A 14,232-nucleotide genomic window follows, 5' to 3' on the forward strand; every position below is an offset into this window, starting at 1 on the left:
TTATTTTTCGATAGATCAAAAGTACTATTTTTAAATTCTTTCTATTCCTTTCTCTCGATGCTGATACAATGAAAAGGAATCAGCTTCACATGATGAAAAATGGGAGGTATTGCTTTGAAAAAACGTTTATCATGGATTTCCGTATGTTTACTGGTGCTTTTCTCGGCGGCCGGGATACTGTTTTCAACGAATGCCAAGACGGAAACACCGTCTCACAAGGCACACACAGAAGCACAGGTTATCAACACATTTGACGGGGTTGCGGATTATCTTCAGACCTATCATAAACTTCCTGATAATTACATTACAAAATCAGAGGCACAAGCCCTCGGCTGGGTAGCATCAAAAGGGAACCTTGCAGACGTCGCTCCGGGGAAAAGCATCGGCGGAGACATCTTCTCAAACAGGGAAGGCAAACTCCCGGCCAAAAGCGGGCGGACGTGGCGTGAAGCGGATATTAACTATACATCAGGCTTCAGAAATTCAGACCGGATCCTTTACTCAAGCGACTGGCTGATTTATAAGACGACAGATCATTATAAAACCTTTACGAAAATGAGATAAACACATACAAAAAACGGCTTCCCTGCGGGAGGCCGTTTTTTTGCAGAGAACCTGCGAGCTTCATATAAAATGAGCAGTAAATTTTTCTTCAAACTCTGATCGGTCTATTCTGCTGTTTTCCGCCGTGCCATCGTGTTTTTTTATTGTTATATTGCGTTCAGACAGAACCATGTGCCCTTCCGGTGTCCGCTTAGAAGCAAGCAGGCGTTTGTTGAAAGGAGAGCGTTCATGTTCAAAGATTGTTTGTTTCATAGACTTGAGGTCCTTTTCATCGATTTCTTCAAGCGAAAATGCGTAACCTGTCTGCCAGCCGTCCCCTTTGTTCATTTCAAGCATGTATGTCCCGAATTCCGTCTCTTCTATCCTCACGCGGAACGCGCCGGCCGCTGATACCGTCTCATCTCCCGACATCGGCACAGGCTGCATGGCGAGATTGAGGCCGAAGCCTGCATCAGCGATGTACTCATTCCCCCCGGCGGAAAGAAGGACGGCCGCATGTGTGCCGGGCAGCGCCCAGCCGTTTTTCCAGACCGTTCCGCGGATCAATTTGACATCAAATCCGGCATCTTTCAGGATGAAATAAAGCAGTCCGTTCAAGTCATAACAAAGGCCGCCATGAGGCTCCTTCACCATGTGCCGCCACAGTCCTTCTTTCGTGAGGTCATATTCTTTTTTGGACAAAACCGCGCGATTTTCAAACGGAAACCGATACGCGAGCGCCTTTAAAAACTCCGGCAGGTTGCTGAAATCGAGGGAATCCTTTTCCCAGCCTATCGTTTGATAACAATCTTTCAGAAACTCATTCATCGTTCCGTCCCCCTTACAAAGTGTTTACACTTCCTCCTGCACATAAGCGGACAGCTTTTCCAGCGCTTCCTTTTCATCGTCGCCTTCAGCGATCAGAGTGACTTCCGTCCCCGTGCTGACCGCCAGACTCATTAATCCCATAATGCTTTTGGCGTTCACTTTCTTGCCGTTTTTCTCAAGAAACACATCTGATGCAAAGCGATTTGCCTCCTGTACAAACAATGCAGCGGGACGCGCCTGCAATCCCGTCTTTAAACGCACTTCCACTTTCTCCTGAACCATAAGATCTCCCCTTTTCGTTACGGTTATTTCAAAGTGATGCTTTGTCCTGTACGCAGCTGTTCTGCAATTTCATCGAGCTTTCTCAGCCTGTGATTGATGCCAGATTTGCTGATTTTCCCGCTTGCAACCATTTCCCCAAGTTCTTTCAGCGTGACTTCCTGATAATCAATCCGCAGCTGCGCAATTTCGCGAAGCTTTTCCGGCAGCGCTTCAAGACCGATCCGTTCATCAATGTATTTAATATTTTCCACTTGTCTGAGCGAAGCCCCGATGGTTTTGTTTAAGTTTGCTGTTTCACAATTGACGAGGCGGTTCACCGAATTTCTCATATCTCTGACAATCCGCACATCTTCAAAGCGCAGCAGTGAATTGTGGGCGCCGATGACATTCAGAAATTCAGTGATTTTTTCCGCCTCTTTTAAATACGTAATATAGCCTTTTTTCCGTTCAAGCGTTTTGCTGTTCAGATGGAACTCATTCAGCAGGGCGCATAATGAATCGTTATGTTCCTTATAAAGCGAGAAGATTTCCAAGTGGTATGACGATGTTTCGGGATTATTCACGGATCCCCCCGCCAAAAACGCCCCTCTCATATAAGAACGTTTGCAGCAGCGTTTCGCCACCAGTTCCTCAGAAATATTCCGTTCAAATACAAAGTTCTCTCCGAGGATTTTCAATTCCTCTAAAATCAGCTTTGCATTTTCAGAAAAGCGTACAATATAAACATTGTTTTTTTTCAGCCGCATTTTTTTTCTGACTAACAGTTCGACCGATACATCATATTGTTTCTTCAGCAATGTATAAATGCGGCGCGCAATCGCCGCATTTTCGGTTTGAACGTCAAGCACGAGATGGCGGTTTGAAAATGACAATGAACCGTTCATCCGAATCAGCGCGGACAGCTCCGCCTTGGCGCAGCAGTCCTTCACTTCCAGATTCGTCAGTTCTTTTTTGGTTTCCGATGCAAATGACATATTAGCCACCTCATTTCAAAAGACCTCTAGTCCCTTAATAAATCGACGAGAAGAGAAGCCACTTTATGTGTATCGTGACGGATTACGCCATTTTTATACGTGATAATCTGGTCTCTGATCACTTCAAGCCCCATGGCTTTCAGCTTTTCAACGTTAAATTCAACGGGCCGGGCCAGCTCTTTCGCATATTTGCTTTTGATTTCGTCAGGGATATCTTCATTATTGATTAAAATCGTATCGATAAACGGCTGCTCCATATGATCGTTCAGCGCCTTGACATGGTCGGCTGCGCTGTATTGAAGCGTTTCGCCGGGCTGCGTCATGACATTACAGATATATACTTTTTTGGCCGCAGCCTTGACGACTTCCTCTCCGATTTTCGGCACGAGCAGGTTCGGGAGAATGCTTGTATACAGGCTTCCCGGGCCGATAATGATTAAGTCGGCCTGGCGGATCACGTCAATCGTCTCCGGCAGCGGATCAATTTTTTCAGGCGTCAGAAACACCCGTTTAATGCGCTGGCCGTAAGAAGGAATGGTCGATTCTCCGGAGACGACCTGCCCGTCCTCCATTTCGGCATGAAGAACGACGCTGGTGTTGGCAGCCGGCAATACTCTGCCGCGGACATTCAGCACTTTGCTCATTTCGGTGACAGCGTGAAAGAAATCACCGGTTATATTCGTCATCGCTGCCAAAATCAAATTGCCGAGCGAATGTCCGGTTAAGTCGCTTCCTTTATTGAAACGGTGCTGAAACAGGTTTTCAACGAGCGGCTCAACATCTGACAAAGCAGCCAGTACGTTACGGATGTCACCCGGCGGCGGAATTTGAAGTTCATCCCGCAGACGGCCTGAACTTCCGCCGTCATCGGCAACGGTCACAATCGCCGTAATATCAACGGGCTTATGCTTTAATCCGCGGAGCAGCACGGACAAACCCGTTCCGCCTCCGAAGATTGCGATTTTCGGCTTCTTATTCATTTCCTGCTTCTCTTTTCAATGTCCCGGTGAGTAACATGAGTATAAAAATCCTTTTTAAAGTAATCAGCCAGATACTCAGCGAGTGTAACAGAGCGGTGCTGGCCTCCCGTACAGCCGATCGCGATGACAAGCTGGCTTTTTCCTTCCCGCTTATAAGACGGAAGCATAAAGCCGAGCAGATCAACAAGCTTTTCGATAAACTTTTGTGTTTCATTCCACTTCATCACATAAGATGAGACTTCCTCATCTTTCCCCGTAAGCGGCCTCATGCTTTCAATGTAGAACGGATTCGGCAGAAACCTTACATCAAACACGAGATCGGCATCTATCGGAAGGCCGTATTTGAAACCGAATGACATCACGTTCACTGTAAAGGTCTCACCTTGGTTCGTGGCGAAATGCGCCACGATTTTTTCACGCAGATCACGCGGTTTCATATCCGACGTGTCATAGATCAGCTGAGAGCGCCCTTTCAATTCTTCAAGCAGCTGGCGCTCCAGTGCGATTCCTTCGAGAGGAAGCCCGGTAGCGGCCAGCGGATGAGAACGTCTCGTTTCTTTGTATCTCGTCACAAGGATGGAATCCTTCGCATCTAAAAAGAGAATGCGCGGTGTAATCCACGGATTTTCCGCCATTTCATCCAGCGCCTCAATCAGCCTGTCAAAAAATTCACGTCCCCGCAGATCCATGACAAGTGCGACCTTGCTCATTTTTGAACTTGATTCTTTCATCAGTTCCAAAAATTTCGGCAGCAAGGAAGGCGGCAGATTGTCGACGCAAAAATAGCCGAGATCCTCAAAGCTTTGAATGGCGACGGTTTTCCCCGCTCCAGACATTCCCGTTATGATGACGAGCTGAATATCATGATTTTCATTCACACTCATCTTTCTCCCCCCTGAGGTCTTTCTTTTATTTGATAAGCTGCGGATCTAAACGATAGCTGAGCAGCTCGAAGTCCGGCGTATACGTAAAGGTGCCGTGCAAAAGCCCTTGGCCCTTGATCATAAAATCAAGGATATGTCCGTCTCCGGGCGCCATCGGAAGGCTGTGGATATCTTTCACGTCATGCCACTTCAGAATGCCTTCCTCTGATTCAGCGACATTCCGCCCCGTGTAGGAATCGGCGACAAAAGTAAACATCATCCACTCTGACACGATTTGTTCCTGTTCCTTAATAATAAAGGTAAACACGCCTTTTAACTGCGGATTTAAGATATAAATACCCGTCTCTTCTCTGTACTCTCTGATGACGGAATCTCTGACTGATTCACCGCTCTCCATCTTCCCGCCGGGCGCGACCCACCAGCCCCGTCTCGGCTTTTGGAGAAGGAGAACCTGATCATCTGTCTGCAGCACACAATTTGTCACTCTTTGCACAAGTACGTCACCTAACCTTCTCAACAAATCATCGTCTCTTCATTATACCGTTTCGGCATGTCTCTCACAATGCAGAGACACCGACATCCTTTTCTTTTATTTGACAGAAAACAAAAATTTACAAAAAAAGGGCACGGATACTGGAATCCGTGCCAAGGTGTATTCATATAAAAAGGGGGTCAATTACTACATTTATCTTAAAACATCAGTATTTCACCCGTGTTACAGCGGAATTAAAAGCCAGTAACGATTCAAAAACTGAACATTACAGCGATTATTTAACGGTTTTGAGCGTTTCCTGAAGCTCTTCCACATAATGCTGAACGCTTTGGGCCGCAATACTTCCGTCACCTGTCGCCGTAACGATCTGGCGGAGTGATTTTTCACGGATGTCTCCCGCAGCGAAAATGCCGGGAACTTTCGTTTCCATTTGATCATTTGTTTCAATGTAGCCTTCTTCATTTGTGATGCCCAAGTTTTCGAACGGTTTAGAAAGCGGAAGCATGCCGATATAAATAAAGACGCCGTCAGCTTTGAATTCTTCCTCTTCTCCCGTCACAGTATCCACAAGTGTCAGTCTGCCGACTTTTCCGTTTTCCTCGTGGATTTCTTTTACGGTTTTATTCCATTCGAAATCAATTTTCTCATTGTCAAAGGCACGCGCCTGAAGAATGCTTTGCGCACGCAATTTATCACGTCTGTGAACGATGGTGACTTTTGAAGCGAAGCGTGTCAGATAGACGCCTTCTTCCACAGCCGAGTCTCCGCCGCCGACTACGACAAGCTCTTTATTTTTGAAGAATGCGCCGTCACATACCGCACAGTACGATACGCCGCGGCCGCCAAGTTCTTTTTCCCCGGGAACGCCGATCTTTTTATATTCCGCTCCGGCAGAAATGACGATGGCGCGCGCTTTATATTCTTTTGAACCGGCTTTGACCGTTTTATATTCTTTGCCGTCGACGATTTCTTTAATATCGCCGTACGCATATTCCGCACCGAATTTTTTCGCATGTTCAAACATTTTATTAGAAAGTTCAGGGCCGAGAATGCTTTCAAAACCCGGATAGTTTTCAACATCCTCTGTGTTAGCCATCTGGCCGCCCGGAATTCCTCTTTCGATCATTAATGTGGATAAGTTCGCTCGCGATGTGTAAACGGCAGCGGTCATCCCCGCCGGACCCGCGCCGATAATGATCACATCATAAATTTTTTCTTCTGACACCATGATTCACTCCTTTTCGAAATGGGGCGCACCCTATATGAATAAGAATCCCCATCAATCGTATTCCTTACCCATATCCTATAAAATCTGAGGGCAATACGCTATTTTTTTGCTCATTTTTCTGAGAAAACGTGATTAGGCATCTCCTGAGCGGGTATACAAATAAAGAAAGAGCCTTCCGGGATGGAAGGCCCTTGTCTTATTCATTATTGCACGACACGTCTTACATTGCCGTTGAATACTTTTTTCCAGTAAGGGTTGCTCATAGAATCAATGGATACACCATGAGATGTATTATCGTTCAGGAACGTTCCGTTACCTAAGTAGATGCCGACGTGGCCGTTTGTTTTATACGTATCGAAGAATACTAAGTCTCCGCGTTTCATGTCAGACGCGCTGACCGCTTTACCTCTTCCGATTAGCGTATCTGTGCTTGTGCCGCTTACAGGTCCGAGGTTAACGCCTGCGTTAGCATAAGCCCAGCGTACAAATGAAGAGCAGTCAAAGATACGGTTATTAATATCAGATTGTGTGCGTCCGCCGCCGAATTTGTACGGAGATTGACCCACAAGGCTTGATCCTACGCTGATCGCGCCTTCAATACCGCCTGAGTTTGAAATAACAGATCCTCCGTCAGAATCATCTGAACCGCCGCTGTTATGAGAAGATCCGCCTGAAGTGCCCGATTGGCTTGAGCTGTCAGATGAATCGGATGTTTCAGTTGAAACAGCTGCTTTTTTCACAGTTTTAACCGCTGCCGGCTGGCTGTCATCTGTTTGGTTTTGGTCTTCAGAGGCTTTTTGCGCTTCTTCCTGCTTTTTGATCAGGGCAGCCGCTGCAGCCTGCTCAGCTTTAATGCGCTTCTGTTCTTTTTCAGTCTCAGCTTTTGCGTTTGCAAGCTGTGACGCTTCTTTTTTCAGATCAGAGATAGCGGCAGCCGCTTTTTTCTGACCGTTTTTCGCTTCGTCGAAAAGCTTGTCTTTCTGATCAAGCTGTTTGTTCAGGTCTTTTTGCATAGACTCTAGCTTCGCAAGGTCATCCTGGACTTTTTTCAGCTTCACGTTAAGCTCAGCTTCCGCATCTTCGAGTTTCGCTTTATCCTGCTCCTGCTGTTTGATCAGGTCTTTATCCGCATCAACGATAGAAGATACCGCAGTCGCACGTGAAATGAAGTCCCCGAAGCTTGTCGCCCCTAAAAGAACATTTATGTATCCTTGAGAACCGCCGTTTTCCTGTAAAGAACGAACGCGTTTTTTCAGGATTTCATTGCGTTTTTCAATACGCGCTTCTGTTTCTTTGATTTCTTTTTTCAAATCAGCGATGCGCTTTTTCGTTTTTTCGTTTTCAGCTTTTTTATCTTCAATTTTATTGCTTGTATCCAACGCTTTTGCGTTAATGTCTTTCAGTTCTTTTTCAATCTTAGCCTGCTTGTCCTGAAGTTTAGACAATTCCTTTTCTTTTGCATCAAGGCTTGAAGCCACCTCAGATTGCTTGCTTTCGATTTTTGCTTTTTTGCTGTCTAATGTTTCCGCCGATGCAGTTTTTGTAAATGGGATCAAAAAACTGCTTGTCCCGATGACGGAAGCCAAACCAAGTGTTAATAAACTCTTTTTCACTTTTTCTTTCCTCCCTTTTACTTTAAACCTGTTCTCATTTGGAATTCTATTATGAACATCAAAGTTACGCTTCCTCACAAACCCGTGAGGCTGATGATTTTTATGTATGAATCTTTTAATCTTTTAAATTGGTATAGATTATACAGCACATGTAAAATAAACTAATCTCTTATGTACGAGAATCATTATACCATCATGTTTCGACAATTTTTATTACAGTTATATTTCAATGTGATTGCAAATCTCATATTTTGCAAAATAAACGGTGCTGGCGGCCTGATTTCGGTTCAAAAAGCAAAAAAAAGACGTATAAAAATCTCTTTTTTCGGCAGTAAAGTTCTGTTTTACCCCTTTCTGATAAAAAAAGAACCGACTCTTTATATAGAAAGAATCGGTTTTATTCCAATATATCATCTATTTGTCTGATGTATTTTGACAGTGTTGCCGGAGATACACCGTAAACGGCGGCCGTATCTTTTTTCGTCGTTTTTTCGCCGTTCGCTTCTTTCCATACGTATGCGATGGCTGCGGCCCATGCCCGCTCATTCTGTACGGCAGCGGCGGCGCGGATGTGCTGAATGACGTGAAAAACCCAGCAGCTCATGACGTCAGTCTTTAAACTGCCGGCTTCCGCTTTCTCCAGCAGCTTGACCGTCCGATACGTAAACAAAGCATCATGAGAAACGCCTGAAGCGCCTTCTTCACCGGAAAGCAGCAGTCTGACGAAGTCCTGTTCAAACGGTGAAGCAGCGCGTTTTGCCGTCAGAACTTTTTCAAGCTGGTTCCGCTCTCCTTCAGCGCTGCTGATATAATAGGCGGCGAGCCGCTGTTCAAGTGCAGCAGGCAGCGGTTCCTGCCGTTCCGCCCAAGGCGCGGACCGGTCTGATTCGGGAAATTCGGTTTCGGCCTTTCTCCAAATGGTTTCGGCAAATGCTGTGCGGCCTGTCCCGTAGGCTGAGGCGGCCAGCCAGTAATAAAACGTGTCGTCGCCTTCAAACCCGCTTTTGTAGAGAGACCGGAGCCATTTATAGCCGAGATCATGTCTGCCGACAAGCGCCAGCGTCGCCCCCAGCTTGTAGCGCTGTTCGAATAAAATCGGATATACATTGGAGAGCCTTTCGCTCAATTCCCCGACTTTTTCATCTTCTCTCTCGTAATAGCAGAATACCAGGTAGTTGCACAAGGCATGGAGATTGCCTTCATTTTTCTCAAGCACTTCGAATACCGTCTGTTTCGCTTTTGTGACATTGCCTGAGTAAAAGTAAGCGAGCGCAAGGTTGTTGTATGCGGACCAAAGCTCGGGATAATCGGCTGTAATCTCTTCAAGCATGACAACCGCTTCATGAAGCTGGCCGCTCTCAAGAAGCGTTTTTGCCCGGTCCTGCCTGATCAGCAATTCATCCTGGTCATAGAGCGATTCGTTTTCACCCGCTTCACCGAAATCCAAAAGCTCCATCAGATTTTCTATCTCTTCGCTGAATTCTCCGTCCGGATCGGCATCTGAATAAGCCGCGGCTTCTTTGTATGCTTCCTGAAAGAGCCCCAAATGCGCGAAATTGTTCGCTTTAAAGTAATGACACTCGGGCATTTCTTCTTTCAGGTTCACCATAATAAAGTCGAACAGCTCATTTGACTGCTGGTAGTGGCCCATTTCAGAATAAATGACGGCCAGCCGGGACAGCATTTCGGAATCATTCGGCTCGAGGTGAACGGCCCTCTGAATCAGTTTGCTGGCCCGTTTTAAATTCCGCTCTTTATATGCTTTTAAGCCTTTATGAAAAAAATATTGTCCATCCTGAAGCAGCTGGACAATTTGTGCGTGCTTTTTATGTTCAGAAGTGTGTTTTCCCACAAATATCCTCCGTTTTATACGTATTACCGTCAGTAGTATACCATAAAACGGTTTCGCCTCAATAGTTCAAAAGACAGAATCAGCTTCGTTTTTTACTGGCTGGTTCGACCAGATTTTAGCTGTTTTTTTCATGAGGATCGGCAGGAAGGGTGACGCGGAAAAGGGTTCCTTCGCCGCGCTTGCTTTCAACCTCTATCGAACCGCCGTGCAGCTCGGCGATTTTTTTGGCGATGGACAGGCCGAGGCCGCTGCCCCCTGCGTTTCTCGCCTTGTCCGCTTTATAAAACCGTTCAAATACGCGCTCCGCCTGCTCAGGCTCCATTCCGATTCCGTTGTCGGCGATTTCGACAGCCGCCGCCTCCGGCAAATCAACAATTTTAACAGATATGCGGCCTCCCTCACCGGTAAACTTCACGGCATTGTGAATCAGATTCATCCATACTTGGCTGAGCAGCGCCTCATCTCCGTACACATACGATTCCTGTAAATCAATGAGAAATTCAATCTGTTTGGCGGACCACTCAGGCTCACAGGTCAATATGGTGCGCCGCAGCTGTTTGTCAATGCGGAACGGTTTTTTTTGAATCGGTTCGGTTTGGCGTTCGAGTGCAGTGAGCTTCAGCAGATTTTCACTGATTTTTGATAATCGTTCTGTTTCTGTCTCGATGATGTGTAAGTAGCGCCCCCGCTCCTCATATGACAAATCCGGTTTTTTCAGGAGGTGCGCGTACCCCTTTAATGAAGTAAGCGGGGTTTGGATTTCATGGGAAACGTTCGAAATAAATTCTTGTTTCAGTTTTTCCATTTCACTCAGTTCCGCGGCAAGTGTCGACAGTTCATCAGCCAATTTCGTCACGGGGTGGTCCCGTTCAATCTTCTCCATTTTTCTGGAGGCGGCCGCAGTGAAGTTGCCGCTCGACATTTGCTTGATCGTGGCGGTCAGCGAATCCCAGATCGCATGATGTCTTTCACGTGCTGACTTTGAAAAAATAAACATCGTGACAAACAGCAGGCCGAAAACAAGCCAAAGCGTGAGAATCTGCTGGACGTAGGGCACAAGCAAAATCGGCCATATGAGACCGAATCCCTGAACGATCAGGTGGGCCGCGAGCCATAAGAATGCGGTGACAGTGAGAAGGATGATGATTTTTCCAGCCGTTCTGAAGATCCGTTTCATCCTGTCACCACAAACCGATAGCCGAGCCCCCGCACCGTATGAATGGCAAAGGGATAGTCTTTTTCCGGAAACCGTTCTCTCAGCCTTTTAATATGCACGTCAACCGTCCGCTCATCACCTTCATAATCAAAGCCCCAAATATCTTCTATTAAATGTTCTCTGGAAAACGTCTTATTCGGGTAACTGGCGAGCTTGAATAAAAGCTCAAATTCGCGCCGGGGCAGCGTCATTCCCGCCCCGCCGCCGCGCGTTACGGTGCGGGATTGCTTATCTAATGTGACCGTTCCGACGGTCAGCAGTTTTTCAGCGGTGATCCGGTACCGTTTCAGCAATGCTTTGACCCTCGCTTCAAGCTCAAGCGGCTCAAACGGTTTGACGAGATAATCGTCCGCTCCGGAAGTAAAACCTTGCACTTTGTCCAGTGTTTCGCCTTTTGCCGTCAGCATCAAAATCGGAATGTCCGTAAAGCTGCGGACGGCTTCACTGACTTCAAACCCGTCCATTTTCGGCATCATCACATCCAGTATGGCAAGATCAACAGGTGTTGATTCTATCAGCCGCACCGCCGCTTCTCCGTCTTCAGCTTCTGCGACGTCAAAGCCGCTCTGCTCCATCATAAGGCGGACAAGCTCACGGATATGACGGTCATCATCCGCAACCAATATGACAGCCATAAAAATCCCTCCTTCTGATTTTTTCACTCATCATCTTTTAATGAATCGACATGATCTTTATAAGCCGTCTGATCTTCTCATTGTCTCCTGTATCGACATACACTTTTTTTGTATGGCGGATCATCTCCTCCGTCACTTCTTTCATTACACCTTTTTCAGTAAACTCCCAGCGCAAAGGAACATTGTATACCTGAGTGGTGCCGTCGCCGTTGCTGCTGTAAGTGACCGACCCATCAACTAAACGGGAACCGGCTAACTGAGTAACATCTTCCGGATAGCGGGCGCTCGTATGATCGTCAGGATTGACGAGTGCTCCGGCCGGAATGCGGCGAACGTTCAATTCATCTATCTTCTGATTTTCCCCAAGCTGCAGCCAGACGCGGGCATATTCAATTTGCAGAGGCGAATAATCTGCCGCGATGCTGTCTGGTTCGCTTTTGTCCGCAGAGATGTGATGTGAATCTTTGTTTACGGCTTCGTTTTTTTCTGCCGCTGATGCTGTTTCATCCTTGTTTATGCTGCTTCCCCCGGCCGGACTTGAAGAATGGCCCGGCTCTTCATCGTTACCGCCCGTACACCCGGCAGTCATGATTACGAGCAGCACGGCAGCGTGACAATAAAAAATCGTTGTGCGTTTTTTCATGATTTGACCCCCGCTTCCAATGAATAGGACTCCGGCTGCAAAATAAAAAGCAGCTTTTTCAGCTGCTTTCTATTCCTAAAGTCTTGCTTTACACAGCTTTGTTTTCTAAATCGGCATTCAGCTTCAGCTGCTGTTCCGCAAAATCGCGGTACAGCGAATGGGATGCCATTAATTCATGATGTGTGCCCCGGCCGGTGATTTCCCCCTGTTCGACAAAGAGAAGCTGATCTGCATCCACAACCGTGGATAAACGGTGGGCGATCACAATCGTGGTGCGCCCTTCCATTAAGACTTCGAGCGCCTGCTGCACCCATTTTTCAGATTGGCTGTCCAGACTGGATGTCGCTTCATCAAGCATGAGAATGCTCGGATTACGGAGAAGTGCTCTGGCAATGGCGATGCGCTGGCGCTGTCCGCCTGACAGCATAATCCCCCGTTCACCGACCTCGGTTTCAAATTTCTTCGGTAAGTCTTCAATAAATTGCAGGGCGTAGGCCATGTCGGCTGCTCGTCTTAATTCATCGTCAGTCACCTCGCGTTTTAATCCGTAGCAGATATTGTCGCGGATGGTGCCTGACATTAACGGGCTTTCCTGCGACACGTAGCCGATATGCTCCCGCCATGATTCAAGGGAATACGCATCAATCGGTTCGCTTCCGAGCAGGATGCTGCCGGCCGTCGGATTGTAGAATCGTTCCAGCAGCTTAAATAACGTTGTTTTCCCGCCGCCGCTCGGTCCGACAATCGCGGTGACTTTGCCGGCCTCAATCGTTGCCGTAATGTCTTTTAAGATGGTTTGATCTTTTTTGTAGCCGAATGAGACTTGTTCAAGCTTAATCGGCTGATCTGCGTTTTCAATGATCTTTCCGGTTTGGATATCTTCTTCTTTTTCTGCAAGAATGTGAATCATCCGTTCCGTTGCGCCGACGGATTTTTGAAGCTGTGTAAAAAATGAAGTGATTTGGCCCATCGGCATAATGATCTGAAACAAATACAGAATAAAGGCAACGAGCGCGCCGGCTGTCAGTTCACCCGATGACACCTGCATTCCGCCGTACCCGATGACAGCGACCAGCGCCGCCATTAATACAAGTGTAATAAGCGGGCCTACGAGCGACTGCACCTTCGCTTCACGAAGACCGAGTTTAAAGAGCGCCATGATGCCTGCTTTTCCGCGGCCGTATTCCGCTTCTTCAGCGTTTGAGGCTTTCACAAGTCTGATTTCCGGGAGGATGTGGTTTAATAATCCGGTGAATCTCGCCGTCTCATCCTGTGTTTCCCGAGAAATTTTAAACATTTTCCGGCCGATCGGCACTAAAATCACCGCAGCCAGCGGCACGACGATCAGCACGAGCAATGTGAGCTTCCAGTTCATGAAAAATAAGATCGTCAGTGACCCGATAACGGAAATGATTCCGGTAATAAATCCGCTGATATTGTTTGTGATCAGCTCTTTTACCACCATCGTGTCATTGGTGACACGGCTGATCGTTTCTCCCGTGGCGTTTTTGTCAAAATAAGAGACAGGCAGTTTAATTAACTTCTGCCACAACAAATCACGCAGCCCCGAGATGATTTTCTGGCCGCTGTAGTTCAGGGCGTAGGTGGCGTAGGCGCTTAATGCAGCCTGTACGATAAACACGGCTGCGATGATTCCGATCTGCACGCCTGACAGCGACGACATGGAAAAGCCGTCGACGAGCTGCTTTGTCAACAGCGGAATCAACAGGCTGACGAGCGTTGTCACAATACTGAGAGACAGTGCGAAGGCCAGCATTCCGTAGGATGGTTTTGTTTTTTTGACTAATGAAAAGAATGAGCTGAATTTCCCTTTAGGTTTTGGTTGTTTATTCGGCATATGTTTTCCTCCTATATCACTGTTTATACTATAACGGATGTGCATGAACGGAATATGAACAAAACGTACATTTTTGATAAAAACCAAAATAAACTCTATTAGTCAATATTATCAAATTCGTCTGCCTCCGGTTGCAGAAATAAGGAATATTTTATTGAATGTTTAAGTTCGGGCATATTTAAAAACCTCACGGAGTCCTCCGT

At 46.8% G+C, this 14,232-nt stretch carries 14 protein-coding genes; 1 reads left to right on the top strand and 13 read right to left on the bottom strand.

Translation table 11 applies throughout. The annotated features are described in order from the left end of the window. The first annotated feature begins 99 nt into the window (after window positions 1–99). Window positions 100–564 (top strand): ribonuclease, encoded by a 465-nt coding sequence (locus ACXN9U_RS16130; protein ID WP_060964189.1) that lies wholly within the window; start codon window positions 100–102, stop codon window positions 562–564. Window positions 565–624: 60 nt separating this feature from the next. On the opposite strand, the gene ACXN9U_RS16135 is transcribed toward ACXN9U_RS16130, so the two are convergent. The 13 genes from ACXN9U_RS16135 to ACXN9U_RS16195 all read right to left on the bottom strand — a co-directional run bounded on the left by ACXN9U_RS16135 (window position 625) and on the right by ACXN9U_RS16195 (window position 14,029). Next, the gene (locus tag ACXN9U_RS16135) at window positions 625–1,371 is read right to left on the bottom strand and encodes an arylamine N-acetyltransferase family protein (RefSeq protein ID WP_060964188.1); all 747 of its coding nucleotides are present in this window, start codon (window positions 1,369–1,371) and stop codon (window positions 625–627) included. 24 nt (window positions 1,372–1,395) lie between these two features. Next, on the bottom strand, window positions 1,396–1,653 hold the full coding sequence (locus ACXN9U_RS16140) for an HPr family phosphocarrier protein (RefSeq protein ID WP_012118534.1): 258 nt from the start codon (window positions 1,651–1,653) through the stop codon (window positions 1,396–1,398). A 23-nt stretch (window positions 1,654–1,676) separates the two neighbouring features. Beyond that, window positions 1,677–2,627: a DNA-binding protein WhiA gene (gene whiA / locus ACXN9U_RS16145; RefSeq protein WP_007407421.1), complete on the bottom strand. Its 951-nt coding sequence runs from the start codon at window positions 2,625–2,627 to the stop codon at window positions 1,677–1,679. A gap of 26 nt (window positions 2,628–2,653) precedes the next feature. Next, window positions 2,654–3,607: a gluconeogenesis factor YvcK family protein gene (locus tag ACXN9U_RS16150; RefSeq protein WP_013353725.1), complete on the bottom strand. Its 954-nt coding sequence runs from the start codon at window positions 3,605–3,607 to the stop codon at window positions 2,654–2,656. Beyond that, the gene (gene rapZ, locus ACXN9U_RS16155; RefSeq protein WP_013353726.1) at window positions 3,604–4,491 is read right to left on the bottom strand and encodes an RNase adapter RapZ; all 888 of its coding nucleotides are present in this window, start codon (window positions 4,489–4,491) and stop codon (window positions 3,604–3,606) included. Before rapZ ends, ACXN9U_RS16150 begins: the two co-directional genes overlap by 4 nt. A gap of 25 nt (window positions 4,492–4,516) precedes the next feature. Further along, on the bottom strand, window positions 4,517–4,984 hold the full coding sequence (locus ACXN9U_RS16160) for an 8-oxo-dGTP diphosphatase (protein ID WP_013353727.1): 468 nt from the start codon (window positions 4,982–4,984) through the stop codon (window positions 4,517–4,519). A 274-nt stretch (window positions 4,985–5,258) separates the two neighbouring features. Next, on the bottom strand, window positions 5,259–6,209 hold the full coding sequence (gene trxB / locus ACXN9U_RS16165) for a thioredoxin-disulfide reductase (RefSeq protein WP_101605595.1): 951 nt from the start codon (window positions 6,207–6,209) through the stop codon (window positions 5,259–5,261). A 206-nt stretch (window positions 6,210–6,415) separates the two neighbouring features. Further along, window positions 6,416–7,825, bottom strand: coding sequence for a peptidoglycan DL-endopeptidase CwlO (cwlO, locus tag ACXN9U_RS16170; protein ID WP_060964186.1), 1,410 nt, complete (start codon window positions 7,823–7,825; stop codon window positions 6,416–6,418). 397 nt (window positions 7,826–8,222) lie between these two features. Beyond that, on the bottom strand, window positions 8,223–9,677 hold the full coding sequence (locus ACXN9U_RS16175) for a tetratricopeptide repeat protein (protein ID WP_060964184.1): 1,455 nt from the start codon (window positions 9,675–9,677) through the stop codon (window positions 8,223–8,225). Window positions 9,678–9,792: 115 nt separating this feature from the next. Beyond that, a complete protein-coding gene (locus ACXN9U_RS16180; protein WP_047477278.1) occupies window positions 9,793–10,854 on the bottom strand; it encodes a sensor histidine kinase in 1,062 nt (353 codons plus the stop codon). Then, complete coding sequence (locus ACXN9U_RS16185) at window positions 10,851–11,528, bottom strand: response regulator transcription factor (RefSeq protein WP_060964182.1); 678 nt, start codon at window positions 11,526–11,528, stop codon at window positions 10,851–10,853. The genes ACXN9U_RS16180 and ACXN9U_RS16185 overlap by 4 nt, the downstream gene beginning before the upstream one ends. A 37-nt stretch (window positions 11,529–11,565) precedes the next feature. Beyond that, on the bottom strand, window positions 11,566–12,171 hold the full coding sequence (locus ACXN9U_RS16190) for a hypothetical protein (RefSeq protein WP_060964181.1): 606 nt from the start codon (window positions 12,169–12,171) through the stop codon (window positions 11,566–11,568). 88 nt (window positions 12,172–12,259) lie between these two features. Further along, window positions 12,260–14,029 carry an ABC transporter ATP-binding protein gene (locus tag ACXN9U_RS16195; RefSeq protein WP_060964180.1) on the bottom strand — a complete coding sequence of 590 codons (1,770 nt, stop codon included), beginning with the start codon at window positions 14,027–14,029 and terminating at the stop codon, window positions 12,260–12,262. Window positions 14,030–14,232: the final 203 nt, after the last annotated feature.

Source organism: Bacillus sp. BACIII (assembly GCF_057836745.1).

Excerpts from the sequence above, each read along its gene's own strand:
- ACXN9U_RS16130 (WP_060964189.1), top strand. The coding sequence starts at position 100 with ATGGGAGGTATTGCTTTGAAAAAACGTTTATCATGGATTTCCGTATGT.
- ACXN9U_RS16135 (WP_060964188.1), bottom strand. The coding sequence starts at position 1,371 with ATGAATGAGTTTCTGAAAGATTGTTATCAAACGATAGGCTGGGAAAAG.
- ACXN9U_RS16140 (WP_012118534.1), bottom strand. The coding sequence starts at position 1,653 with ATGGTTCAGGAGAAAGTGGAAGTGCGTTTAAAGACGGGATTGCAGGCG.
- whiA (WP_007407421.1), bottom strand. The coding sequence starts at position 2,627 with ATGTCATTTGCATCGGAAACCAAAAAAGAACTGACGAATCTGGAAGTG.
- ACXN9U_RS16150 (WP_013353725.1), bottom strand. The coding sequence starts at position 3,607 with ATGAATAAGAAGCCGAAAATCGCAATCTTCGGAGGCGGAACGGGTTTG.
- rapZ (WP_013353726.1), bottom strand. The coding sequence starts at position 4,491 with ATGAGTGTGAATGAAAATCATGATATTCAGCTCGTCATCATAACGGGA.
- ACXN9U_RS16180 (WP_047477278.1), bottom strand. The coding sequence starts at position 10,854 with ATGAAACGGATCTTCAGAACGGCTGGAAAAATCATCATCCTTCTCACT.
- ACXN9U_RS16185 (WP_060964182.1), bottom strand. The coding sequence starts at position 11,528 with ATGGCTGTCATATTGGTTGCGGATGATGACCGTCATATCCGTGAGCTT.
- ACXN9U_RS16190 (WP_060964181.1), bottom strand. The coding sequence starts at position 12,171 with ATGAAAAAACGCACAACGATTTTTTATTGTCACGCTGCCGTGCTGCTC.
- ACXN9U_RS16195 (WP_060964180.1), bottom strand. The coding sequence starts at position 14,029 with ATGCCGAATAAACAACCAAAACCTAAAGGGAAATTCAGCTCATTCTTT.